This window comes from Marinobacter alkaliphilus (assembly GCF_055394375.1).
Genome location: NZ_AP043751.1, coordinates 1,805,249 through 1,827,693 on the forward strand (window position 1 = coordinate 1,805,249; position 22,445 = coordinate 1,827,693).

Sequence of the window (22,445 nt, forward strand, 5' to 3'; positions counted from 1 at the left end):
GGAGCCCGTTTTCCATCTACTATTTGATGTATGTCAGTTCCATCGAAATCCTTCGTCTCTTTTCAGTTTTAGTTCAGGTTGGGGTGCTGTAATAAAAGGAATTAACCTGGTGTAGAGGTTTCTCCCATGACTAAAGCACACAAAGCATCGAACCAAGAGCAGTTTCTGCTGCGCCGAAAACTTGCCGTTGAAGGTATTGAAGAGGGCGAATGGTTTGATTTTATTCACGAACTCAACCATCATCCCTGTGTAGATTTTGCCGAACGCAAGGCAAATAACCAACTGCAAGTCACCTTCGATGGAACCCATTGGTCCACCGATCAGTTGCTGGAGGCGATTGAAGCACATGGCGGTCGGTTGAAGGGGGGGTGGTGGACTAAACGGAAACTGGCGTGGTACCGGTTTACAGATGATAACGTACGTGCCAATGCCAAACTTGATCCGTTTTGCTGTTCAAAGATCCCGCCCATGAAACGAAAATAGCTGGAGGTTAGATGAGCAGGGAGCAGGACAGAACTACTCGCTACAAGGAAGGCAGTCTCACCCTCACGGGAACCGTTATGCTGGGTACCGGTGTCATGATTGGCGCCGGTATTTTTGCATTGACCGGGCAAATGGCACAAATGACGGGTGCTCTGTTCCCGCTCGCGTTCCTTGCAGCGGCGGTGATTGTCAGCTTCAGCGCCTACTCCTATATTAAAATCTCCAATACCTGGCCGTCTGCGGGCGGTATTGGCATGTACTTGCACAAGGCCTACGGCAATCGGCTGCCAACCGCGTTTAATGCCTTGCTGATGTATTTTTCCATGGTGATTGCCCAGAGCTTTCTCGCGCGCACGTTTGGCTCCTACACCATGCAGCTTTTCGGAGGCGATGAAAGCGGGCGAATGGTTCCCATTTTGGGGGTATCACTGATTCTGGTGGCATTTCTTGTCAATCTTCAGGGCAACCGGATGATTCAGGGCGTGGCTTCCTTTATCGGGGTCCTGAAAATCGGCGGCATATTGATTTTTGGGTTGGTTGGTTTGTGGATTGCCGACAGCATTTCGGTCGATTTCTCGAGCCCGGGCGACGCTGGAGCTGCTGGTAATTTTCTGGGAGCTACTGCGCTCGGGATTCTGGCTTTCAAGGGTTTCACCACCATCACCAACAGTGGCTCGGAAGTTAAAGACCCGAAGCGAAACGTGGGGCGCGCCATTGTTATTTCCATTGCGGCCTGCGTGGTGATTTACACGCTGGTCGGATTTGCTGTCGCCAGCAACCTGTCATTGGCTGAAATTATCGAAACGCGAGACTACTCCCTTGCCGCTGCCGCGCGCCCGGCACTGGGGGAATACGCTGTCTGGTTCACCGTTGCCATTGCCATGATGGCTACCGCCGGAGGTATTCTGGCCAGCATTTTCGCGGTATCCCGGATGCTCGCGATGCTGACGGAAATGAAACTGGTTCCTCACCGGCATTTCGGCATGCCGGGTAGCATCCAGAAGCACACACTGGTCTACACTGTAGCTCTGGGGCTGATTCTGACCGCATTCTTTGACCTCTCCCGCATCGCGGCGCTGGGCATTGTGTTCTATCTGATCATGGACATAGCCATCCATTGGGGCGTACTTCGCTATTTGCGCGAAGATGTGCAGGCCAAAGCGTGGGTGCCAGCTATCGCCATTTTGCTGGATTTGCTCGTCCTTGGAGGCTTTGTCTGGGTCAAACTGAATACCGATCCGTTCGTTATCGGCGTGGCAGTTGTCACCATGATTGCAATCGCGGTAGTCGAGCAGATCTTCCTGAAAAAGTCTGAGAATTCCCGGCAATCGGGACATGAGAAGCCTCATGAACATAACCACTAATAACCAGGATACAACGAGGAGGGCAGGACCATGATGGAAGATAATATGTTTGGCCACACCATGTGGGCAGGGCATTGGCTGTGGATGCTGGTGATTGCCATCGTTGTTGTCATTCCGGCCTGGCGCATTTGCCAGCGCACGGGATATCCGGGGTGGATGGGTATCCTGATATTGATACCGATAGTGAACCTGATTCTGTTGTACATCATTGCGTTTGGAGACTGGCCAAGCAACAAAGACGGCGAAGGGAGGTCTTGATGGACAAGGCGAAAAATCAGGCACCGCAGGGACAAAGAGAACTTGAGTTGATTGTGCCGGGAATGGGATCAGACCACTGCGCCGGTATTATCAACAAGACGATCAGTCGCCTGGACGGAGTCAGTAATGTTCAAACCAACATAGCCAGGCACAGGGTGAGTGTACGCTCCTTCACGTCTGGCCCTGACGGAGATGCTGTAAGAAAGGCAGTGGAGGGGGCTGGCTACGATGTGGCTTCCGTCAGAGAGGTTGGCACCAGAACGTTCAAGGTGACTGTTCCGGGGATGGGGTCTGATCACTGCGCAGGCATCATCAAAAGCACACTTGGGCGACACGACGGCGTGCAGACCATTTCAACCAATATCGCCAACCACACCGTAAGCGTGGTGGTCGGCCCGGCGGGTCCTGCAGAGCAGGAGCTGAAGAAGCTGATCGAGGGCGCCGGATACGACGTTGCCGCTGTTGCGCTGGAGGGAGACACCAACCAGGAAGAAGACTCAGCCGTCGAGGAGGCTTACCTCAAGCTTGCCTTGCGAAGGCTCTGGATTGCTGCGGTACCGACCACGCTGATCATGCTGCTGATGATGCCGCATATGTTCTGGCAGCCCATCCCGGGCTATCTGGCGATTGTCGTCGTGCTGGCATTCCCCGTGGTGTTTCTCTTCGGCGGTGCCGCTACCCATAAGGCGTCCTGGCGCTCCCTGAAGAACGGCACCTTCAACATGGATGTGCTGATATCCATGGGCAGCCTGCCACCGTTCATCATTGGCCTGGTGGGCTTTGTCTATCCGATGACCTCCTTCATCGAGATGGCTGCCACCATCATGACCTTCCATGTGCTTGGTCGGTACCTGGAAGCAAAAGCCAAGGGCAAGGCCTCGGAGGCCATCCGGAAATTGCTCACCCTCGGCGCTAAGACCGCGCGCGTGGAACGGGAAGGGGAAGAGGTCGAAATTCCCGTGAAGGATTTGGCTCCAGGCGACATCATGATTGTCCGGCCCGGTGACAAGGTGCCCACTGATGGTGAAGTGGTGGATGGTGAGAGTCATCTGGATGAATCCATTGCCACTGGCGAGTCTGTCCCGGTATACAAAAGCACGGGAGACACGGTTATTGGTGCCACCATCAACAAGGAAGGTCGCCTGAGAGTCAAGGCTACCCGTGTTGGTGGTGATACCTTCCTGGCCCAGGTGGTGAAACTGATCGACGAGGCTCAGGGCTCCAGGGTGCCAATCCAGGAGTTTGCTGACCGCATGACCGGTCGCTTCGTGCCGCTGGTTCTTGTTATTGCCCTGGGCAGTCTTGTGGTCTGGCTGTTTGCAGGCGATACACTCCGACCAATCCTTGAATGGGGCGCCGCTTTCCTGCCGTGGGTGGACCCGACGGCGGCCACGCCGGTGCTGGCTATCCTGGCGGCTATTGCGGTGTTGGTGATTGCCTGCCCGTGCGCCCTGGGACTGGCAACGCCAACGGCCCTGATGGTGGGGTCAGGTATTGGTGCCGAGCGCGGCATCCTGATTCGCTCGGGAGAGGCTATCCAGACCTTCAAGGACATCAAGGTCATGGTGTTGGATAAAACCGGAACAATTACCCGGGGAGAGCCAAAACTCACGGAAACCGTCGTCGCCTCGGGGATAACGGAAACCGAACTGCTGGAGCTTGCGGCTGCGGTAGAGAATGCCTCTGAACACCCCATCGCCCGAGCGATCGTCGACGGCGCCCGGGAGCGGGGCGTAAAGCCCGGTGATGTATCTGACTTCCGCTCCACCGGTGCCCGGGGCGTGTCCGGAACCGTGGCGGGTCAGACGGTGCTGATCGGTAACCGTCTGCTATTGGAAGAAAGCGGTGTGCAAGGGCTGGACGCCCTGGACCAGGCGCTTCAGGACCTGGAGGGCAAGGGCAGAACCGCCGTCATTGTCGCCCGCGACGGTCAGGCCTGCGGCATTGTCGCGGTAGCCGACACGCTCAAGGACGAATCGGTGGCCGCCATTCGGGCCATGCACGAGCAAGGACTGTATGTTGTGATGATTACTGGTGACAACGAGCGTGCAGCCAACGCCGTTGCCCGTGAAGTGGGCATTGACGAGGTTCGCGCCGGGGTGTTGCCGGAAGGCAAGGTGGATGCCATTCGGGAACTGCAGGAAAAGTACGGCAATCATGTTGCCATGGTGGGTGATGGCATTAACGACGCCCCGGCACTCAAACAGGCTAACGTAGGCATTGCCATAGGCGCTGGTGCGGATGTGGCTATCGAAGCTGCTGACGTTACCCTGGTCCGTGGCGAATTATCTGGTGTTGTTGACGCCATGGTGCTGTCACGTGCGACCTTCAAAAAGATCGTTGAGAACCTCCTATGGGCCAGTGGATACAACGCTGCGGCTATTCCTATCGCCGCGGCGGGGCTGTTGCACCCGATGATCGGTGTGGTGGCAATGACCGCCAGCTCGCTGTCCGTCATTGGTAATTCGATGTTGCTGCGTCGGCGTTACGATAAAGTGCGCCGCTAACATGGTGAACCGTGGTTGGCGTCGGGTCAGTTGATGTCGATACGATCAATTGTCGGCATGTTGCTTGTCACGGTGTTATGGGCAATCTGCTTTCCCTTTATCGTGGTGGGTCTTCCAGACGCGCCACCCTTGCTTTTTGCGGCGTTACGGGCATTGCTGGCGGGTATCTGCCTGGTTCTGATCGCCCTTGCAAGGGGCGGTCGCGTCCGATACTCCCCCCGACAGTTTTTTTTGTTGACGGCTATCGGTTTCAGTTACACGGGTATGGGGCTTGGCGGGATGTTTCTCGGAGCCGGAGAATTGGGCCCCGGGCTTGCAACCGTTTTGGCAAACGCACAACCACTTTTTGCAGCTGTGTTGTCCTATTTTTTCATCAGGGAAGTTGTGAGCGGGCGTCTGTTTGCCGGATTACTCATTGGCTTTATCGGTGTTGTGGTGCTCGCAGCGCCTGACATGGAAGTAAGTAACTCCAGATTCACAGGATCGGTTTATATTCTTGGTGGCGCCGTTGGTACTGCCATTGGAAACGTACTGCTTAAATACCAGGCCGGCAGCGATGATATCTACTGGTCAATGGGCATTCAGCTTGTAATTGGTTCAGTTTTTCTGGGTTTTGCTTCTGTCATCCTGGGCGAAGGCATGGACATTAACTGGACCTGGTCGTTTGCCACCGCTGCTTTAATGCTGTCCATTCCCGCTACGGCACTGATGGTCGTGTTGTGGTATGCCCTGCTGGCAAGCGCTCCTTTGAACAGTCTCAATTCGTTTACCTTTCTTACGCCGGCCATAGGTGTTGTTATCGGGCTACTGTGGTTTGGGGAAACCTTCACTGTTGTGGAAATCACCGGCATTAGTATCACAATTATTGGTCTGATTATCGTCATGAAAGCACCGGGCGAAGGCGGGAGGGTGCGCGAAGTTCGTCCAGGAATTGATTGAGATCAACTCTTTTTCCAAGCTGACTGAAGTGTTCAGTTTGAATTCAGACTTCTGTGATTACCTAGACTTATCACTTGGGTTTAGGAGCTGGTAAGTAAAAATTGCTTGTCACAGCTTCAGGAGAATTCGTTATGGAATTTAGCCGTCGATATTGGATTACGCTTTCTTTCTTCGGTGTGATTGCTCTGGTTCTCCTTTGGGGCGAGCACAAGGTTCATATTCTCGGCGCACTGCCGTGGTTGATTCTCCTGCTGTGCCCGCTAATGCATATATTTATGCACGGAGGCCATTCCGGACATCAACATGGTCCGAAAAAGGAAGATCACCATGAGCAATGAAGCAACTGACTACGGGCTCTGGAGTCTCGTCGTCCTGAACTCTGCTGTTTTTATCTTTTTTGCGTTCAGCTTTTTCAAGCCTAAAACTAAGCGCGACTGGCGCTCGTTTGGTGCCTTTAGTGCGTTTCTGGTCGCGTTGTTTACTGAAATGTACGGTTTCCCGTTAACTATTTACTTCCTTGCGGGCTGGTTACAAAGCAGCTACCCAGATGTTGACTGGTTTTCCCATGACAGCGGGCATTTACTGGAAATGTTGTTTGGGTGGCAGGGTTCTCCCCACTTCGGGCCATTCCATTTGCTGAGTACCGCTTTCATTGCGGGTGGATTTTATCTGATCGCGGCCGGTTGGCGCACACTGTACACCGCTCAGAAAGAGAGCAAACTCGCCACCAGTGGGCTTTATGCCTGGGTTCGTCATCCGCAATATGTCGGGTTTGCACTGATCATGTTTGGCTTTCTCCTGCAATGGCCGACGCTGCTTACCCTGGCAATGTTTCCGGTACTCCTATGGATGTACTCACGTTTGTCCATTCATGAGGAGAAAGATATCGAGAAAGAGTTTGGGGAGGCGTGGCGCGACTATGCGGCTAAAACACCACGGTTTATCCCAAGTTTCCGGGATTTTCGACAACGGATTTAGCTTCATGGCCAGGGCGCTGAATTGGCATCGCAACGACGTGCGTTCAACTTAAGGAGAGTAAGCCATCATGGATATCAAAAGCTTTGGTGAGTTGATCGAGTGGACCCGAGACCTGCACACGCATCTGGCCCAGTGTCTCGGGCACTGCGCCACGCGGCATGAGGAGGAAAGGGCAGGAGCGTTACTGGAGTATCTTGCATCTCACGAATCGGAACTTGCACGGATCGTCGAAGAGTTTGAGGGTCAGAGTGCCAGTAACACACTGGAAACACGGGTCTATGACTACCTCAGACACAATCCGATAGAAACACACCGCACCTGCGACGAGCCATACGCCAAACTGGATTTCCAGGGAATCTACCGCGAGGTTATGGATTTCCATGAGCAAGTCATGAATCTGTACAAGAATCTTTTGGGCAAAGCGGAAATCCCGGAAGCTCGAGAGTTGCTGGAAGGACTACTGGAGATGGAAACGAACGAGTCTATGCGCCTGGCCCGGCAAATAGGACGGATGGACGATCTGTGATTCATTACAGGCTTTCCTGCTTTCTTCTAATTGTTTTGTTTTCTGCCCCTCTTCTGGCGAGCACGACTTCGGCGGTTTCTTTAATTGAACGCATGGAGCAGTTGCTTTGGTCAGACAGTAGTCACGGCCGCTCCACCATGCGTATCGAGAGTGACTACTGGACTCGGGAGCTGCAGTTGGAAGCCTGGATGAATCGGCCCGATCACACCTTGATCCGGATTCACTCACCGAAAAAAGAGGCTGGCGTTGGCTCGCTGAGAATCGGCGATGCCATGTGGAATTACCTTCCCAAAGTTGATCGCACGATCAAGATTCCACCGTCAATGATGCTACAGCCATGGATGGGGTCCAACTTCAGCAACGATGATCTGGTCAAGGAAAGTTCATTTGTCGACGACTACACCCATGAGGTTGCCGGGGTCGATGATTCAGGCGAGGTGCCGGTGTACCGGGTCGTCTCAACGCCACGGCCCGACGCGCCGGTGGTCTGGAGCCAGCTTGAATTCGAGATCCGCGCGGACGCTATTCCCGTGTCCCGAACGATCATCCACATTGAATCCATTGAATTCGATATTCCTGTAGACGAGGCGCTTTTCTCATTGCGTCGCCTGCGCAACCCGGAATGAGGCTCCGCTATTAGCATCGTCAATGTCCAGCATGTGTCGCGGATTTATCAGCAGGATTCCATCGCCGTCAAGGCGCTGAACGATGTATCCGTGGCGATCGAGCCCGGTGAGTTCACAACGCTGGTGGGGCCGTCGGGTTCGGGCAAGACTACCCTACTGAACCAGATCGGGGCCCTGGACGAACCGGATACGGGGCGCATTCAGGTGGCGGGTGAGGAAATCACCGGGCTCAGCCGCAAGAAGCGCACCATTCTGCGGTTGTGGAAAATCGGTTTTGTGTTTCAGGAATACAACCTTATCGGCGTCTTGTCGGCTCAGGAGAATGTGGAGTATGTGCTGATGCTTCGCGGCATTCCGTTTCGGGAACGACGGGCCGAGGCCCGGCGCATTCTCGCGGAGGTCGGGCTGCAGGGGATGGAACAGCGTCTGCCCCATGAACTCTCCGGCGGCCAGCAACAACGTGTCGCGGTGGCCAGGGCCATCGTCAGTAAGCCTGCGATTGTCCTGGCCGATGAGCCAACCGCCAATCTCGACTCCGCGACCGGTGCGGCCCTGCTGGACCTGATGCGGGGTCTGAACTCGGAGCACGGTATTACCTTTGTGTTTTCCACCCACGATCCGATGGTGATGGAGCGAGCGCGCCGGAGGTCTGGTGTTTCTCTGGGCTTTTATCGATGGCATCAGTGCCCAGATGATCAACAACATGACCGGTTATGTAACCGGCGACCTGAAAGTGCACCAGCGCGGATTTCACGACGACCGGGAAATGAACATTGCCGTTGCCGAGCATTGGAACCTTGCTGAGGAAATGTCCTCCGTAACCGGTGTCGCAGCGACCACGCCCAGGGTGACGGGCAATGCGCTGGCCAGCCATGCCGACCAGTCACGGGCCTTGCAGGTGATGGGGGTCGACAGCACAACAGAGCCGCAGGTAACCCGGCTTGATCGGTCGATCATCCACGGGCGCTATCTGGAGGGGGACAATGAGATCGTTATGGGCGTGGACGCCGCCAGTGCCCTGAGTACCTCCCCGGGAGATGAGCTGGTGCTGGTGGTTCAGGCAGCGGACGGCTCCATTGGCGCAGACCGGTTCGAGGTGGTGGGTGTTTTCGAAACCGGCATCAAACGTATTGATGGCTTCGTGGCCCAGGTGTCCCTGGCATCCGCCCAGACGCTGTATGCCTTTGAAGGTCGGTTTACCGAGATTGCGGCCCGCGTAGAGGACTCTGACCAGTTCGAAGCGGTGGTTGGAAGCCTGCGGAAGCAGCTGCAGGAACGCAATGTGGAGGTCCTGGGCTGGCTGGTGGAGATCTTGCCTCCAGCGCCCAGACCATTCGCGGCATCTACCGCACCGGCAGTGACCTGTTCGACACAGAGTATGCATTCATCGATATCAATACTGCCCGAAGCCTGGGTGGACTGCAGGAAGACGAAGTTTCACGGATCGTGCTGAGGCTGTCAGATCGCTCAGACAGTGCGGCCCTGGCACAGACTCTGAACCAGTCGTCGCCTCTGACCAACCACGGGCTGGTGGCCCAGGACTGGGAAACCTTGCTGCCTGTGGTTGTGCAGATGGTTGAGATGAGCAAGGTGGATTTCTATCTCATTCTGTCGGTGGTCTTTGTGGTGGTCGCGATTGGCGTCATGAACACCATGGTGATGTCGGTGATGGAGCGTACCCCGGAACTGGGCGTCATGCTGGCACTGGGTACGAGAGGTGGACAATTACAGCTGACGATTCTGTTTGAGGCATTCTTTCTTGCGGTGTTGGGTATGGTGGCAGGAACGGTGGTTGGCGGCCTGCTTGTGTTCTGGCTTGGCCAGACCGGTATTGATCTGTCCTCGGTCAGTCGCTCTCTGGAAGCCATTCCCGGTATCATCGACCGCATCTATCCGGTGTTGATTTTCGATCATGTCTGGCTTCCCAGCCTGCTGTTGTTCCTGTGCTCCGTGCTGGTAGCGCTGTACCCGGCGTGGCGGGCCTCACGACTGGACCCGGTTGAGGCCATTCGGCATGGTTGATCGCACTCCACTGGTGGCGGTGGGCCTGGCCTGGCTGATGCTGGCTTCGAACGCTGCGGCTGATTTCAGCCATTCCGGATCGCTCAAGAATCTCAGTGCCGGGTCGCGCTCGCTGGTTGATGAGGATCGTTACTTCTCGAACCTTACCCGCCTGCGTCTGGAACCCCGCTATCGATATGAAGACTGGGTTCTGGATGCAGCCTACGACCTGGAGCTGGTGACCGGCAGTTTTCTGGACAGCCCGGAATTCGCCCTGCTCAGAGAGGTTCCCGATCCACGCTACTGGGATCTTCAGGGCGACGTGTATGAGTCAGGGGATGTGTTGGCGCGTCACCAACTCTACCGAGGCACCATACAGTGGCGCTCGCCAGCCGGGGATTTCCGATTTGGGCGCCAACAGGTGAACTGGTCCACCGCCCTGATCTGGAACCCCATGGACATTCTCAATCCTGTCAGCCCCCTCAATCTGGAACCTGATGAACGAATTGGCGTGGACGCCGTGTTATGGGACAGCCCCTGGGGGGCAACTGGCCGAATCAGCGCTGTTCATGCCCCGCAACACGGTGATAAAGAGGCCAGCACGGCGGCGAGGGCCAAGCGTTTTGTTGCCGGGGTCGATGCCAGTGTGATGATCGGCGATTTTGCAGGCACGACCAAAGCGGGTGTCAGCGGCAGTAGCTCAGTGGCCGGCACCGGTTGGCGTACTGAACTCGTCTGGAGCGAAGCAGATACTGGCGATGGTTACTGGCAGGGCGTGGCAGATCTGAACTGGGCGTATCGCAACGGCTTTAACCTGGCATTGGAGTATTTCTACAACGGTCAGCCCGCACGGCCCGGAAACCTGGACCTTTTGAGGCTGGTTTCCACCCGCCCACTGTATACCGGGCGCCATTATATCGGGCTGCTGGCATGGCAGGATATCAATCCGTTCTGGCAGTATCGCGTGGTGGTCATCCGCAATGCCGATGATGCCAGTTGGGTACTTTACCCCCGGTCCACATGGACGCTGCCATTCAAACGGGAAATTTATCTCACGGCAGGAGCCCAGTGGTTCGGAGGTGACGACGACAGCGAATATGGGAGATTAGAGCCGGTCGGGCTAATGGAGTTACAATGGTTTTTCTGAACATGTAGTTAGGAATTATATGATAAATAGCCGATGATCTTTTCGTAAGATGACCGGCTATGTTTTAACATGATGTTCGCTGCACCGATTTAGTGATGATTATGGTTAATAGGCGCTCTCTCTGATTGTTCTTTTCCGTAATTAACTTCGCGTGATTCATCCTGGTTTGCCTGAGATTTTTTTACCATCCCATGGTTTTGTTTCTCATGCATACGGTGCATGTGCATGCTTTTAGTATGCTCTGTTTTGTTAGGGTAACTGGTTTTGTTAGGGTAACTGCGTTCTTCATTGAAGCGATCGGCCAAGCCGCCGGCCGTGGCCATGGTTGAAAATGCAGCCATGATTGCAGTAACGATAATTAGTTTTTTCATAATGTTGATCTCTCTTTCTATAAGCTGACTCGGTAATTCAAGTCAGGTTCAGGTTGGTATGGTTTACTTGCTGGCGTTAGAACGCCGGCTGCTCAGCATTCGAGTCAGGCGGTGCCTGCGTCTCCGCGAGCTGACTTTGCCGCATGGTTTACTCTGCGGTATTTTTTTGCTTTTTCTCCAATGCCTTATGATAGGCGCGACCCTCTTTCGTCATCATTTGCAGGCGAGCCTCCATACCTACCTCGGAAATGGCATAAAGCGTCATGTCCCTGTGCAAACGCCGCATATCGTCATTCTGAAGAATCTTTTCAACGGACTCGGTGTTCATTATTTGGCTGTGCATGGCCTTCATGTTCTTATTGTCTGACATGTTGCCTGCAAGTACGGATGTTGAAATCGTGACGGCTGCTGCAAATACAAATAACGTTTTCATTATTACACCTCCGGGTTGTTTGATGGCTCTATTGAAACATCGGTTTCTGAAATGACCCTGAATTTTAATAAAAAAACAAAGAATCTCGATATTCCTAACTCTCCGTGAGGTGTCGGAGGGTGTGGAGGTCAGCGCAATCGACCCCGTGGTGTCCATGTCCGCCATTGATAATGACGAACTCAAGCAGGTTGCCGGCAAGGTCAGGGATATGCTTTCTGAGGTTGTTCAGGCGATCTGAAACGTTAAAAACCTCCCGGATGCTGTTGCCGGGAGGTTTTCCACTTTTTCAGGCTACTCCTCTACAGCTCAGGGCCTGCTCAAAGCATCTTTTTCAGCTCACCATAGCAGCGATAATTGCTTTCTTCATGATATTTTCCTTTCTTGCCATAAACAGGCTCAGTAATTCAGCTCGGTTTCAGGTTTGTGTGTTTTACTTGTCCGCGATCAGGGCATCGACTGCTCAACATTTGAGTTAGCCGGTGCTTGTGTCTCCGCGAGTTGACTTTCCCGCAGGGGTTACCCTGCGGTGTTTTTCTCCCTTTGTTCTAGTGCCTTATGATAGGCTCGGCCCTCTTTCGTCATCATTTTCACGCGAGCCTCCATACCCAACTCAGAAATTGCATAAAGCGTCATGTCCCTGTGTAAACGCTGCATATCCTCATTCTGAAGAATGTTTTCAACGGGTTTTGTGTCCATCACTTGGTTGTGCGTGGCCTTCATATTCTTATTTTCTGATATGTTGCCTGCAAGTACGGATGTTGAAAAAGTAACTGCTGCTGCAAACACAAATAATTTTTTCATAATTACACCTCCTGTTTGGTTGGTGAATGCAGTTAATCATTAGTTTATGAAATGAAGCTGAAATATAAAAAATATATTTTTGATATTTGTCAACGGCCGAAAATTAATTGGGTTGTGCGAGGGGTATGCGGATATAATTATTTTATTGTTAAATAGGCTGTGTCGCCGAACAATACGAAGTAAGGGGCTTGAACTGACCTATCGGAAGTACATAGGGACTTTGTGTTCGCTTATTTCTGTTCTCTGTCCTCGTGATCATAAAGGCGATGCGTTTACGATGACGCTGCACAGTCACATCGTTATGGATTCCTTTGAACAGGTTCCGTCCGGAGGCTGCACCGGGGCGTCCGCTGTCGTTGTCAGCAGCGAGCTTGGGTTAGCCCGCCATCAGCATCCAGACGGCCCCAAGGCTGGCCAATGTGCTCACCAGGGGGATAACCCCCATTTTGAACTGGAACGCACAGAGAAACGCCACGGCTGAGAGTGTCAGCATCGGCACATCTACGCTGGCAAGATGGGGCAGTTGCATGTTGACACCATACTCCGAGAAGAGGAATTGCTCGGCGAACAGTGCGCTGATCGCAAACCAAAGTGCCAGGTTGGCAATCACTCCAACGACGACGGCAGTGACGGCCCCAAGGGCGGAAGAAATGGCTTGGTTTGCGCGTAGTTTCTCCACGTAGGGCGCACCGGCAAAGATCCACAGAAAGCAGGGCAGAAACGTCACCCATGTGGTCAGCAGGGCGCCAATAGAGGCGAAGAGGAGCGCAGACTCGCCGGCAGCATCGCGGTAGGCTGCGAGAAATCCAACGAACTGTGTGACCAGAATAAGGGGCCCTGGCGTTGTCTCCGCCAGGCCGAGGCCCTCCAGCATTTCACCGGGCTGGAGCCACTGATAGTTCTCAACTCCTTGCTGGGCCACGTAGGAGAGCACCGCATAGGCGCCGCCAAAAGTGACCGTCGCCATCTTTGAGAAAAACACGGCAATCTGTGAATACACTTGGTCGTAGCCCAGGGCGGCCAGCAACCCGAACACGGTTAGTGCCCAAAGTATCAGACAGGTCAGGGCGGCACGCCGGGTGCCCGGGCGCACAATGGTTTCGGTGCTGACCAACGACTGATTAGCCTCCGTATTGTCCGGCCCAAGTCTACGTGCTATCAGGTAGCCCGCAATGCCCGCCGTCAGAACCACGATCGGAAACGGTACGCTGAAAACAAACAAAGCCAGAAAACCGGCAACGGCGAGGAACGGTCTCAAAGTGCCCTTGAGTGCTCGTTTGCCGATTCGTATCAGGGCCTGAACAACAATCGCGAGCACCGCCGCTTTCAGGCCGAAAAAAACACCTTCAACAAGAGTCAGGTCACCGATGGTGACATACGCCCAGGACAAAAGGAAAATTGCCAGGGCCCCAGGAATGATGAACAGCAGGCCTGCAATAACCCCGCCCCTCACACCATGCATTAGCCAACCGATGTAGGTGGCAAGTTGCTGAGCCTCAGGCCCGGGTAACAGCATGCAATAGTTCAGGGCGTGTAGAAATCGAGACTCATCCAGCCACTTCTTCTCGTCTACAATAATCCGGTGCATTAACGCGATCTGCCCTGCCGGGCCGCCGAAGCTGAGAAGACCGATCCTAATCCAGACTATCAGCGCTTCCCTGAAAGAAACTTCACTCATTAGCCCTTTTCCTTGATTACATTATTCAATATCGTTTATTTGTGCCTCGTCCCTGAGGCTGTCGCAGTGGTGCGTACTTTACCAGTTACAGCATTTTCTTCAGTTCACCGTAATCACCGCCGGTGCGCAGTACCATGGTCACATTGTTGTTGTTGCGGTTCCGAAAGAACCAGCCGTGGTTGCCGGTAAAGGCGGCCTCAAGCTCGCCTTCATCCTCCGGGACGCCCCGGCCCTTTTCGTAAGAGATGGACCGGCCGCCACCATCGCCATGGGTGTCAAAGTTAACGGGGCCACCTTCGGATTCCCAGGAAAACCGGGCGATGGCGCCCTCATTCATGGTGAGTTTGAACTCCGTACCCTGGCCCGGCGTCAGCACAAAACGAACCTCATCTTGCCATTCGGATTCGTCGGCGGTTGCTGGAGCAGGCTCTTCCGGCGCCGGTTCGGCTTCCGGAGCTGCTTCGGCAGTGGCGGCGGGCTCAACCGATGCTGGCGCCGGTGCTTCTATCTGGGTTTGCACTGCCACCCTTTGCGCGGCGGCATCGGCGGCCGCTTCTTCGGCCAGCTGTTCCTTGATTTCACCCATCTCGGTCAGGCCCAGAACCCGGCCGGCACCGGTCGGGTCCAGCGCATACTCGGCGGGCATGACCACCGTCACCAGCAGCACCAGGGCAACGATAGCGGCGATAATGGTGGATCGAATCAGTTTGGCGGTGGAGGGTAGTTCCTCCCGGTTTGGTCTATCGGTGTTGTACATAACGAATCTCCAGAATTAAGCGACAAAATAACCGGTGAGCTGATAGCCGAAGAGCAGGAAGCCTGCGCTCATCATGGCCACATTGGCGGTGTAGGCATGGCGGAAAAAGCCATCGGTTTTACGCCAGAAGCTGATGGCAATCAGGATCATGGCCAGGGCGATGAGCTGGCCGATTTCCACCCCGACGTTGAACGCCAGCAGGTTTGGCACCAGGCCGTCCGGCGAGATGTCGTATTCAATGATTTTTGAAGACAGGCCAAAGCCGTGGAAGAACCCGAAGATCAGCGTGGCGGCCTTGGTGTTGGGCTGGAAACCAAACCACCGTTGATAGGCACCGATGTTGTCCAGCGCCTTGTACACGATGGACAGACCGATAATGGCATCAATGATGTAACTGTTGATGCCAATGTTGAAATACACCCCCAGCAGCATGGTGGTGGAGTGCCCTACCGCAAACAGGCTCACGTAGATCGCGATGTGTTTCATCTGGTAGAGGAAGAAGATGACACCCAGCAGGAACAGCAGATGGTCATAACCGGTGACCATGTGCTTGGCGCCCAGATACATGAAGGCGATCAGGTTAACCCCGGTGATCTCCTGGATATAGCCTTTATCGCCTTCGGCGACGGCATGTGCGAGCACATCGGCGCTCATGCCGAACAGCCCGAAGGTCAGAACAATCCATAACAGACGGTATCCGCCGGTGGCATGACGCCTACGCCGAACGCCGCCAAGCAAAGTTGACAACATAAAGACTCCAATTGTGTTCGTTCAGTCAGCTGCAGAGCAGCGAGAATCAGGCAATCAGAGCGGGTTTTGGAGGGCGTTCCAGGCGATAACGAAAATTCTGGGGCGAGGCTCCGGCGAAAGACAGGGGTTGCCGGTGTGAGATGACTTGTGCAGGTGTGAGCGTTATGGTCAGCCGATCTGCCGTTTCATGGGTGTGGTTGCCGGAGTCGTGGTGCTGGTGAGAACCGTGTGAACTCTCGCTGCGATCCTCCAGGCTATGACTGTGGGAATGGTCACCATGATCAGTCACGTCCAACCCTGTGAGTTCGGCAATACCATGGGAAGATGCTTCACCAATGGTGGAGAGCGTCATGCCAGCCAGTGCGATGAGCATAACCATCAGTGGCAACAGTGTTCTGTGGCGAATGGTGGCGATCATGGGTGTCAGTGCATTGGCTCGGTCATGGGCATCGTCGGGATAACCCAGCTTCGGTAGTTGTATTGCTTGAGCGAATGAGGATACCTTTCTCGCCAAACGGATAACAATTAAATGTTAAAAATGTTCCGAAGGGTTCGCGCCTGCCGGGGCTTTTGTGGAGAGCAATACAATGACCTGGCTCATAACCAAATACGCCATCACCGCCGCCCTGGTGGTACTGATTTCGGAAGTTGCCAAACGCAGTGACAAACTCGGCGCACTGATTGCAGCGTTGCCCATGGTGACTGTGCTGGCTATGGTCTGGATGTATGTTGAGCATCAGCCTGCGGACAAAATCTCCAACCATGCCTGGTACACCTTCTGGTATGTGTTGCCCACCTTGCCGATGTTTCTGTTGTTTCCGTTCCTGTTACCCCGTTTGGGATTCTGGTTGTCGCTGGCGGTCAGTGCCGTGCTGACCATGATCTGTTTTGTTTCCCTGGCACTCGTAATGAAACGATTCGGCGTTGGTTTGATGTAAATTCAATAGCCAGATCAGAGCACGTGTCTGATTGTTTTGAGCGAGATCAAAAAATCCATTATTTAGGACAAATCTTTCAGTCACAGTTCAGGTTGCCCCTCTAGCATTCTCCGCATAACAGCCTTTTGCGGAGAATTCACTTTGCGTTATCTCAGACACCTTCCAAAACTGGGCATGGCCACAATGCTGGCCATCTCAGCCTTGCCTGCAGTGGCCCAGCAGGAGCTGGGCCTGACGTCGGCCATTGAAATCGCCATACAGAATGACCCCTGGCTGCAAGGCAGCGTTTATCAGGAACAGGCCCTCAGGGAAGAAGCGGTGGCACAGGGCTCGCTGCCTGACCCCCGCTTGACGCTCGGGCTGGCAAACCTGCCCACAGACACTTTCGATCTCGGGCAAGAGGCAATGACCCAGACCACCGTTGGCATTACCCAGCGCTTTCCCCGGGGGGACAGCCGCCGGATTGCCAAAGCCAGGGTACTGCAGATGGCGTCAATACAACCCCGCCAGCGAGACAATCGTGAACTCAAGGTGACCGAAACAGTCACCCACCTGTGGCTCGATGTCTGGCGCGCCCAGCAAAGTGTGCAGCTGATCGAGAGCAGTCGTGGCCTGTTCGAGCAGTTGGAAGACGTTGCCCAGGCGGGCTACCGCTCGGCCACAATGAGCGCCCGGCAGCAGGACGTGATTCGCGCATCCGTCGAGCTGACCCGGCTGGACGACCGGCTAACCGCGCTGTCAGCAGAGCTCAGTTCCAGCCGTGAGGCGCTGGCGGAGTGGGTGGGAGCATGGGTTGACGAAATAGCTGGAATCCGTGCCGACCTCCTGGCTGTTGACGACACCATACCGCCGTATTTGACAGCACTGTCTGCGAACGGCAGTCCGAAGGTCGATAGCGCACTGGCGATCGACCACCCGATGATTCGTGCCACGGATGAACTGATTGAGGTGCGGACTCTGGAGGTGGACCTGGCGAGACAGGCCTACAAACCGGAATGGTCACTGTCTGCACAGTACGGATACCGCGATAGAGCCCCCAATGGCCAGGACAGGGCCGACCTTTTCTCCGTCGGTATCAGTGTTGATCTCCCACTATTCACCAGTAACCGCCAAGACCGGAACCTCAAAGCCTCCGTGGCCCGGGCAGAGACCGTTAAAACCGAACGTATGCTGCAGCTGCGCCAGTTGCAGGCGTCAGCCCGCAGTGCACTGGCGCGCATTGAGCGCCTGGATGAGCGCATTACACGTTACCGGGAAACCCTGCTGCCTCAGATGGAGCAGCAGGCCGAAGCCGCCCTGAGTGCTTACAACTCTGACGATGGTGATTTTGCCGAAGCCGTGCGTGCGCGTATTGCCGAGCTGAATGCCCGCATCGAGCTGGTTCAGATGGTGGCCGAGCGCGCCAGGTCGCAAGCCAGTTTCGATTACGTCACCGCCGGCGCGGACAACGCCTCACCCTCTTCATCGACTCGATATCAGGACTGACAACTATGGCCAATTTCATTCGCCCTCTGGGCTTTCTCGTGCTGGGTGGTTTTGCCGGTGCCGGCATTAGCTGGTGGCTGGCGGCTGGCGCAAGCATGGATCACACCGCTGATCCTGCACATTCACAGGCCCAGGAGCCGCTTTACTGGGTGGCCCCCATGGACCCTGATTTCAGAAGGGACAAACCGGGCAAGTCGCCCATGGGGATGGACCTTGTGCCGGTTTATGCGGACGGCGGAGCCGCGGATGACCCAGCGGGCACCGTCCGGATATCGCCCGCCGTGACCAACAACCTGGGTGTGAGGACCGGCACGGTTATCCAGGGGCGCCTGCCACTAAACATCACCACCGTCGGGCACGTCCAGTATAACGAGGACGCCATGGCCCATGTGCATCCCCGTGTTGAGGGCTGGATTGAGGCGCTGTATGTGAAGGCGGAGGGGGAGCCGGTTGAACAGGGCAAGGCCTTGTACTCGTTGTATTCGCCCACCCTGGTTAACGCTCAGGAGGAACTGGTTCTGGCGTTGAACCGGGGCAACGAGAATCTGGTCCGTGCTGCAGAGCAGCGTCTATTGGCGCTGAATGTTCCAACCAGCCTGGTACGGAGCCTGAAGGATACCCGCGAAGTGCGCCGTACACTGACGGTCTACGCACCGGCGACCGGGGTTATCGAGAGTCTCAATGTGCGCGAAGGGATGTTCATCAAACCCGGCGACCAGGTGGTGACCATTGCCTCGCTGGACGAGGTCTGGGTTCTGGGCGAGATGTTCGAGAGCCAGATTGCCGCAGTTAAGCCCGGTGATCGGGCGGTGATGACATTGGATTATATGCCGGACCGGCAGTGGCGGGGGCAGGTGGATTACGTCTATCCGGAGATCAACACAACAACCCGCACGGCCCGGGTCAGACTGCGCTTTGATAACACCGACGGTGCCTTGCGCCCGGGTATGTTCGCCCGGCTGAACATACAGGGAGAGCGTGGTGACCGGCGAATGTTAGTGCCCCGGGAATCCGTGATCCGTACCGGCCAGAGTGACCGTTTGGTGCTGGCTCTGGAAAAAGGAGCGTTCAAATCGGTTAACGTCGATGTTGGGCGCGTAGGTGAGGAGTATGTGGAAATTCTGCAGGGGGTAAGCCCCGGCGACATGGTGGTCACCTCGGCGCAGTTTCTGATCGATTCAGAATCCAGCAAAACCTCTGACTTTCTGCGTATGTCGCCCCGACCGACGGAGATGGATCACAGCGCCCATGGCATGCAGCATGAAGGGGGCCACTGATGATCACGTCGCTGATTTACTGGTCGGTTCGTAACCGTTTTCTGGTTGTCATGGCAGCACTGCTGCTGACCGGTCTGGGACTGTACTCCCTGAAGAACACGCCAGTGGATGCACTGCCGGACCTGTCGGATGTCCAGGTCATCATTAAAACCAGCTACCCGGGGCAGGCGCCTCAGGTGGTGGAAGATCAGGTTACCTACCCGCTGACCACCGCCATGCTTTCGGTGCCGGGTGCTCAAACCGTTCGAGGCTATTCGTTCTTCGGTGATTCCTACGTTTATGTGATCTTTGACGAAAACACCGATATGTACTGGGCCCGCTCACGGGTGCTCGAATACCTGTCGCAGGTGGCGCCGAACCTGCCGGAGCAGGCCCGGCCGCAACTGGGGCCTGACGCCACCGGCGTGGGCTGGGTGTATCTGTACGCCTTGGTAGACCGCACCGGGCAGCACGACCTGAGCCAGCTCCGAAGCCTTCAGGACTGGTTCCTGAAGTATGAGTTACAGACGGTACCCGGTGTTTCGGAAGTGGCCACGGTGGGTGGCATGGTCAAGCAGTACCAGGTGCAGGTGAGCCCGGAAAAGCTGCGTACCCTGGGGATTCCCTTGTCCCACATTGAAACCGCCATAAAACGCGGCAATCAGGAAGTGGGGGCTTCGGTGATTGAGATGGCAGAGGCCGAGTACATGGTGCGGGCCTCGGGCTATATCCAGTCCCGGGAAGATTTGCTCTCGATTCCGCTGGGTCTCGACGACAACGGCACGCCCGTTTTGTTAAAGGATGTGGCCAGCGTAGAAGTTGGGCCGCAGATGCGCAGGGGCATTGCCGAGTTGAATGGCGAGGGCGAAACGGTCGGCGGCGTTATTGTGATGCGTTTTGGTGAAAACGCCCAGGAGACCATAAGGGGGGTGAAAGCCAAACTGGAGTCTTTGCAGAGCAGCCTGCCGGACGGCGTCGAGGTGGTCACGGTGTATGACCGCTCCGGGTTGATCGATCGCGCTGTGACCAACCTCTGGAACAAATTACTGGAAGAACTTCTCGTTGTGGGGCTGGTGTGCGTGATCTTCCTGTTCCACGTGCGTTCGTCACTGGTGGTGATGGTCAGCCTGCCAGTCGGCATCCTGACAGCCTTCATCGTAATGTACTGGCAGGGCATCAATGCCAACATCATGTCGTTGGGTGGTATCGCCATTGCCATAGGCACCATGATTGACGGTGCCATCGTGATGATCGAGAACATGCACAAACACATGGAGCGTACACCGCTGACCCGTGAAAACCGCTGGCAGGTGGTGGCAAAGGCATCGGCCGAAGTGGGGCCGGCGCTGTTTTTCTCATTACTGATCATTACCGTCAGCTTTGTCCCGGTGTTCGTGCTGGAAGCCCAGGAAGGCCGAATGTTCTCGCCGCTGGCCTACACCAAAACCTATGCCATGGCGGCCAGTGCCGCTCTGGCGGTCACGCTGGTGCCAGTGCTCATGGGTTACTTCATCCGTGGCAAGGTGCTGTCGGAACACAAGAACCCGGTGAACCGGTTCTTGGTGGCGGGTTATCTGCCAATGCTGAAGGGCGTTCTTAAGTATCCGTCGACAACCCTGGTCGCGGTGGTTCTGATTCTGGCGTTGGGGTTGTGGCCTGCCTCCAGGATAGGCAGCGAATTCATCCCGCCTCTCGATGAGGGCGATCTGATGTATATGCCAACCACCTACCCAGGGATTTCCATCGGCAAGGCCCGGGAATTGCTGCAACAGACCGACCGGTTGATTGCCTCGCTGCCGGAAGTGGAAACGGTTTTTGGCAAGGTTGGCCGGGCAGAGACCGCGACAGACCCCGCCCCGCTAACGATGATTGAAACGTTTATTCAACTCAAGCCACGCGACCAGTGGCGTGAGGGCATGACCACCGAAAAACTGAAGCAGGAATTGAATGCCCTTATCCAATTTCCCGGCGTTACCAATGCCTGGGTGATGCCGATCATTACCCGGATTGACATGCTGGCGACCGGGATAAAAACGCCGGTTGGCATCAAGGTGGCCGGGCCTGAGCTGGCAACCATCGAGGCAGTGGGCAAGCAACTGGAAGCCATTCTTTCGGAGGTTCCCGGTACGGCATCTGTGTATTCGGAGCGCGTTGCCGGTGGCCGTTATGTTCAGGCTGATATCGACCGATTACGGGCGGCGAGGTATGGCCTCAACATAGCCGATGTTCAGCAAGTGATCGCTTCAGCCGTGGGCGGAATTAACGTGTCTCAAACCATCGAGGGGCTGGAAAGATACCCTATCAATGTGCGTTATCCTCAGGATTACCGTGACTCCCCCGAAAAGCTCCGGCAGCTGCCAATCGTGACGCCGTCCGGCCAACGCATTGCCTTGGCGGATGTGGCCGACATTCGGATTGAGGACGGCCCTCCAGCAATAAAAAGTGAGAATGCCCGGCTTAATGGCTGGACCTTTGTGGACATCGAGGGTGTTGATGTTGGCAGCTACGTAGGACAGGCCATGGCGGCTGTAAATGATGAACTGCAGCTGCCGGCAGGCTACTCCGTGGCCTGGTCCGGCCAATATGAATACATGCTCCGGGCCAAGGAAAGGCTGACCTATGTGGTCCCGCTGACACTGGCGATCATTGTCATCCTGTTGTTTATGAGCTTCCGCCGCATTGCCGAGGTGGCGATGATCCTGGGCACGCTGCCGTTTGCCCTGGTGGGCGCAGTCTGGTTCATGTACCTGTTGGGTTACAACTTTTCCGTGGCCGTTGGTGTGGGGTTCATTGCCCTGGCGGGGGTTGCCGTAGAGATCGGGGTGATCATGTTGGTCTATCTGAACCAGTCCTACCAGTCGATGCTTGAAAACTGTGAGCAAAAAGGTCTTGAGCCCAGGCGTGAAACTCTCCGGCATGCCGTCCTGCATGGTGCCGGGTTACGGGTTCGGCCGATCATGATGACCGGAAGCTCCATCATTATCGGGCTGTTGCCCATCATGTTCGGCACCGGGACGGGCTCGGAAGTAATGGGGCGCATCGCAGCCCCGATGGTGGGTGGTATGGTCAGTGCTATGCTGCTGGCATTGTTGGTCATTCCCGTATTGTTCTACCTCTGGAAACGAAGGGGCCTTGCGCACCGATGAC

The 22,445-nt window shown here is 55.4% G+C and carries 24 protein-coding genes; 17 read left to right on the top strand and 7 right to left on the bottom strand.

Annotated features, from left to right (window positions below; genetic code table 11):
- Positions 1-126 precede the first annotated feature (126 nt).
- From ACZ5Q2_RS08130 to ACZ5Q2_RS08190, 13 genes are all read left to right on the top strand, one after another.
- Complete coding sequence (locus tag ACZ5Q2_RS08130; protein WP_432210248.1) at positions 127-483, top strand: hypothetical protein; 357 nt, start codon at positions 127-129, stop codon at positions 481-483.
- An 11-nt stretch (positions 484-494) separates the two neighbouring features.
- Positions 495-1,847 carry an APC family permease gene (locus ACZ5Q2_RS08135; protein ID WP_432210247.1) on the top strand — a complete coding sequence of 451 codons (1,353 nt, stop codon included), beginning with the start codon at positions 495-497 and terminating at the stop codon, positions 1,845-1,847.
- Positions 1,848-1,877: 30 nt separating this feature from the next.
- Positions 1,878-2,105 (top strand): DUF805 domain-containing protein, encoded by a 228-nt coding sequence (locus tag ACZ5Q2_RS08140; RefSeq protein ID WP_058091911.1) that lies wholly within the window; start codon positions 1,878-1,880, stop codon positions 2,103-2,105.
- Positions 2,105-4,612, top strand: coding sequence for a heavy metal translocating P-type ATPase (locus tag ACZ5Q2_RS08145; RefSeq protein ID WP_432210246.1), 2,508 nt, complete (start codon positions 2,105-2,107; stop codon positions 4,610-4,612). Before ACZ5Q2_RS08140 ends, ACZ5Q2_RS08145 begins: the two co-directional genes overlap by 1 nt.
- Positions 4,613-4,645: 33 nt before the next feature.
- Positions 4,646-5,551, top strand: a complete 906-nt coding sequence (locus tag ACZ5Q2_RS08150) for a DMT family transporter (RefSeq protein ID WP_432210245.1) — start codon at positions 4,646-4,648, stop codon at positions 5,549-5,551.
- 131 nt (positions 5,552-5,682) lie between these two features.
- On the top strand, positions 5,683-5,889 hold the full coding sequence (locus ACZ5Q2_RS08155) for a DUF2933 domain-containing protein (RefSeq protein WP_058091913.1): 207 nt from the start codon (positions 5,683-5,685) through the stop codon (positions 5,887-5,889).
- Positions 5,879-6,529, top strand: a complete 651-nt coding sequence (locus ACZ5Q2_RS08160) for an isoprenylcysteine carboxylmethyltransferase family protein (protein ID WP_061333256.1) — start codon at positions 5,879-5,881, stop codon at positions 6,527-6,529. The genes ACZ5Q2_RS08155 and ACZ5Q2_RS08160 overlap by 11 nt, the downstream gene beginning before the upstream one ends.
- 67 nt (positions 6,530-6,596) lie before the next feature.
- Complete coding sequence (locus ACZ5Q2_RS08165; protein ID WP_061333255.1) at positions 6,597-7,055, top strand: hypothetical protein; 459 nt, start codon at positions 6,597-6,599, stop codon at positions 7,053-7,055.
- A 137-nt stretch (positions 7,056-7,192) separates the two neighbouring features.
- Positions 7,193-7,681 carry an outer membrane lipoprotein-sorting protein gene (locus tag ACZ5Q2_RS08170; protein WP_227513275.1) on the top strand — a complete coding sequence of 163 codons (489 nt, stop codon included), beginning with the start codon at positions 7,193-7,195 and terminating at the stop codon, positions 7,679-7,681.
- A gap of 33 nt (positions 7,682-7,714) precedes the next feature.
- Positions 7,715-8,485, top strand: coding sequence for an ABC transporter ATP-binding protein (locus tag ACZ5Q2_RS08175; RefSeq protein ID WP_354445747.1), 771 nt, complete (start codon positions 7,715-7,717; stop codon positions 8,483-8,485).
- The gene (locus tag ACZ5Q2_RS08180; protein ID WP_464597177.1) at positions 8,385-9,134 is read left to right on the top strand and encodes an ABC transporter permease; all 750 of its coding nucleotides are present in this window, start codon (positions 8,385-8,387) and stop codon (positions 9,132-9,134) included. Before ACZ5Q2_RS08175 ends, ACZ5Q2_RS08180 begins: the two co-directional genes overlap by 101 nt.
- The gene (locus ACZ5Q2_RS08185; protein ID WP_374813565.1) at positions 9,128-9,703 is read left to right on the top strand and encodes an ABC transporter permease; all 576 of its coding nucleotides are present in this window, start codon (positions 9,128-9,130) and stop codon (positions 9,701-9,703) included. The genes ACZ5Q2_RS08180 and ACZ5Q2_RS08185 overlap by 7 nt, the downstream gene beginning before the upstream one ends.
- Complete coding sequence (locus ACZ5Q2_RS08190) at positions 9,696-10,829, top strand: hypothetical protein (RefSeq protein ID WP_374813563.1); 1,134 nt, start codon at positions 9,696-9,698, stop codon at positions 10,827-10,829. Before ACZ5Q2_RS08185 ends, ACZ5Q2_RS08190 begins: the two co-directional genes overlap by 8 nt.
- Positions 10,830-10,918: 89 nt before the next feature.
- Here the strand turns inward: ACZ5Q2_RS08190 and ACZ5Q2_RS08195 are convergent, their stop codons facing one another.
- From ACZ5Q2_RS08195 to ACZ5Q2_RS08225, 7 genes are all read right to left on the bottom strand, one after another.
- Positions 10,919-11,200, bottom strand: coding sequence for a hypothetical protein (locus tag ACZ5Q2_RS08195; RefSeq protein ID WP_058091922.1), 282 nt, complete (start codon positions 11,198-11,200; stop codon positions 10,919-10,921).
- A 148-nt stretch (positions 11,201-11,348) separates the two neighbouring features.
- A complete protein-coding gene (locus ACZ5Q2_RS08200; protein ID WP_432210244.1) occupies positions 11,349-11,633 on the bottom strand; it encodes a hypothetical protein in 285 nt (94 codons plus the stop codon).
- 516 nt (positions 11,634-12,149) lie between these two features.
- The gene (locus ACZ5Q2_RS08205) at positions 12,150-12,434 is read right to left on the bottom strand and encodes a hypothetical protein (protein ID WP_061333249.1); all 285 of its coding nucleotides are present in this window, start codon (positions 12,432-12,434) and stop codon (positions 12,150-12,152) included.
- Positions 12,435-12,810: 376 nt separating this feature from the next.
- Positions 12,811-14,112, bottom strand: coding sequence for a chromate efflux transporter (gene chrA / locus ACZ5Q2_RS08210; protein WP_058092650.1), 1,302 nt, complete (start codon positions 14,110-14,112; stop codon positions 12,811-12,813).
- Positions 14,113-14,197: 85 nt separating this feature from the next.
- Complete coding sequence (locus ACZ5Q2_RS08215) at positions 14,198-14,869, bottom strand: hypothetical protein (protein WP_058092651.1); 672 nt, start codon at positions 14,867-14,869, stop codon at positions 14,198-14,200.
- A 15-nt stretch (positions 14,870-14,884) separates the two neighbouring features.
- The gene (locus ACZ5Q2_RS08220; RefSeq protein ID WP_058092652.1) at positions 14,885-15,619 is read right to left on the bottom strand and encodes a HupE/UreJ family protein; all 735 of its coding nucleotides are present in this window, start codon (positions 15,617-15,619) and stop codon (positions 14,885-14,887) included.
- A 46-nt stretch (positions 15,620-15,665) separates the two neighbouring features.
- Entirely contained in the window at positions 15,666-16,133 is a 468-nt protein-coding gene (locus ACZ5Q2_RS08225; protein ID WP_432210243.1) for a hypothetical protein, read from the bottom strand.
- Between the two features lie 73 nt (positions 16,134-16,206).
- Here ACZ5Q2_RS08225 and ACZ5Q2_RS08230 point away from each other — a divergent pair, with 73 nt between their 5' ends.
- The 4 genes from ACZ5Q2_RS08230 (at position 16,207) to ACZ5Q2_RS08245 (ending at position 22,444) form a co-directional block, all read left to right on the top strand.
- The gene (locus ACZ5Q2_RS08230) at positions 16,207-16,557 is read left to right on the top strand and encodes a DUF3147 family protein (protein WP_058092654.1); all 351 of its coding nucleotides are present in this window, start codon (positions 16,207-16,209) and stop codon (positions 16,555-16,557) included.
- 141 nt (positions 16,558-16,698) lie between these two features.
- A complete protein-coding gene (locus ACZ5Q2_RS08235; protein ID WP_432210242.1) occupies positions 16,699-18,042 on the top strand; it encodes a TolC family protein in 1,344 nt (447 codons plus the stop codon).
- A 5-nt stretch (positions 18,043-18,047) separates the two neighbouring features.
- Positions 18,048-19,319: an efflux RND transporter periplasmic adaptor subunit gene (locus tag ACZ5Q2_RS08240; RefSeq protein WP_061333243.1), complete on the top strand. Its 1,272-nt coding sequence runs from the start codon at positions 18,048-18,050 to the stop codon at positions 19,317-19,319.
- A complete protein-coding gene (locus ACZ5Q2_RS08245; protein ID WP_432210241.1) occupies positions 19,319-22,444 on the top strand; it encodes an efflux RND transporter permease subunit in 3,126 nt (1,041 codons plus the stop codon). Before ACZ5Q2_RS08240 ends, ACZ5Q2_RS08245 begins: the two co-directional genes overlap by 1 nt.
- The last annotated feature ends 1 nt before the right edge of the window (position 22,445 follow it).

Coding starts and splice junctions, on each gene's coding strand:
- ACZ5Q2_RS08245 (WP_432210241.1), top strand. CDS start 19,319: ATGATCACGTCGCTGATTTACTGGTCGGTTCGTAACCGTTTTCTGGTT.
- ACZ5Q2_RS08145 (WP_432210246.1), top strand. CDS start 2,105: ATGGACAAGGCGAAAAATCAGGCACCGCAGGGACAAAGAGAACTTGAG.
- ACZ5Q2_RS08140 (WP_058091911.1), top strand. CDS start 1,878: ATGATGGAAGATAATATGTTTGGCCACACCATGTGGGCAGGGCATTGG.
- ACZ5Q2_RS08150 (WP_432210245.1), top strand. CDS start 4,646: ATGTCGATACGATCAATTGTCGGCATGTTGCTTGTCACGGTGTTATGG.
- ACZ5Q2_RS08205 (WP_061333249.1), bottom strand. CDS start 12,434: ATGAAAAAATTATTTGTGTTTGCAGCAGCAGTTACTTTTTCAACATCC.
- ACZ5Q2_RS08195 (WP_058091922.1), bottom strand. CDS start 11,200: ATGAAAAAACTAATTATCGTTACTGCAATCATGGCTGCATTTTCAACC.
- chrA (WP_058092650.1), bottom strand. CDS start 14,112: ATGAGTGAAGTTTCTTTCAGGGAAGCGCTGATAGTCTGGATTAGGATC.
- ACZ5Q2_RS08135 (WP_432210247.1), top strand. CDS start 495: ATGAGCAGGGAGCAGGACAGAACTACTCGCTACAAGGAAGGCAGTCTC.
- ACZ5Q2_RS08200 (WP_432210244.1), bottom strand. CDS start 11,633: ATGAAAACGTTATTTGTATTTGCAGCAGCCGTCACGATTTCAACATCC.
- ACZ5Q2_RS08160 (WP_061333256.1), top strand. CDS start 5,879: ATGAGCAATGAAGCAACTGACTACGGGCTCTGGAGTCTCGTCGTCCTG.
- ACZ5Q2_RS08240 (WP_061333243.1), top strand. CDS start 18,048: ATGGCCAATTTCATTCGCCCTCTGGGCTTTCTCGTGCTGGGTGGTTTT.
- ACZ5Q2_RS08220 (WP_058092652.1), bottom strand. CDS start 15,619: ATGTTGTCAACTTTGCTTGGCGGCGTTCGGCGTAGGCGTCATGCCACC.
- ACZ5Q2_RS08130 (WP_432210248.1), top strand. CDS start 127: ATGACTAAAGCACACAAAGCATCGAACCAAGAGCAGTTTCTGCTGCGC.
- ACZ5Q2_RS08215 (WP_058092651.1), bottom strand. CDS start 14,869: ATGTACAACACCGATAGACCAAACCGGGAGGAACTACCCTCCACCGCC.
- ACZ5Q2_RS08155 (WP_058091913.1), top strand. CDS start 5,683: ATGGAATTTAGCCGTCGATATTGGATTACGCTTTCTTTCTTCGGTGTG.
- ACZ5Q2_RS08230 (WP_058092654.1), top strand. CDS start 16,207: ATGACCTGGCTCATAACCAAATACGCCATCACCGCCGCCCTGGTGGTA.
- ACZ5Q2_RS08165 (WP_061333255.1), top strand. CDS start 6,597: ATGGATATCAAAAGCTTTGGTGAGTTGATCGAGTGGACCCGAGACCTG.
- ACZ5Q2_RS08180 (WP_464597177.1), top strand. CDS start 8,385: ATGACCGGTTATGTAACCGGCGACCTGAAAGTGCACCAGCGCGGATTT.
- ACZ5Q2_RS08190 (WP_374813563.1), top strand. CDS start 9,696: ATGGTTGATCGCACTCCACTGGTGGCGGTGGGCCTGGCCTGGCTGATG.
- ACZ5Q2_RS08170 (WP_227513275.1), top strand. CDS start 7,193: ATGCGTATCGAGAGTGACTACTGGACTCGGGAGCTGCAGTTGGAAGCC.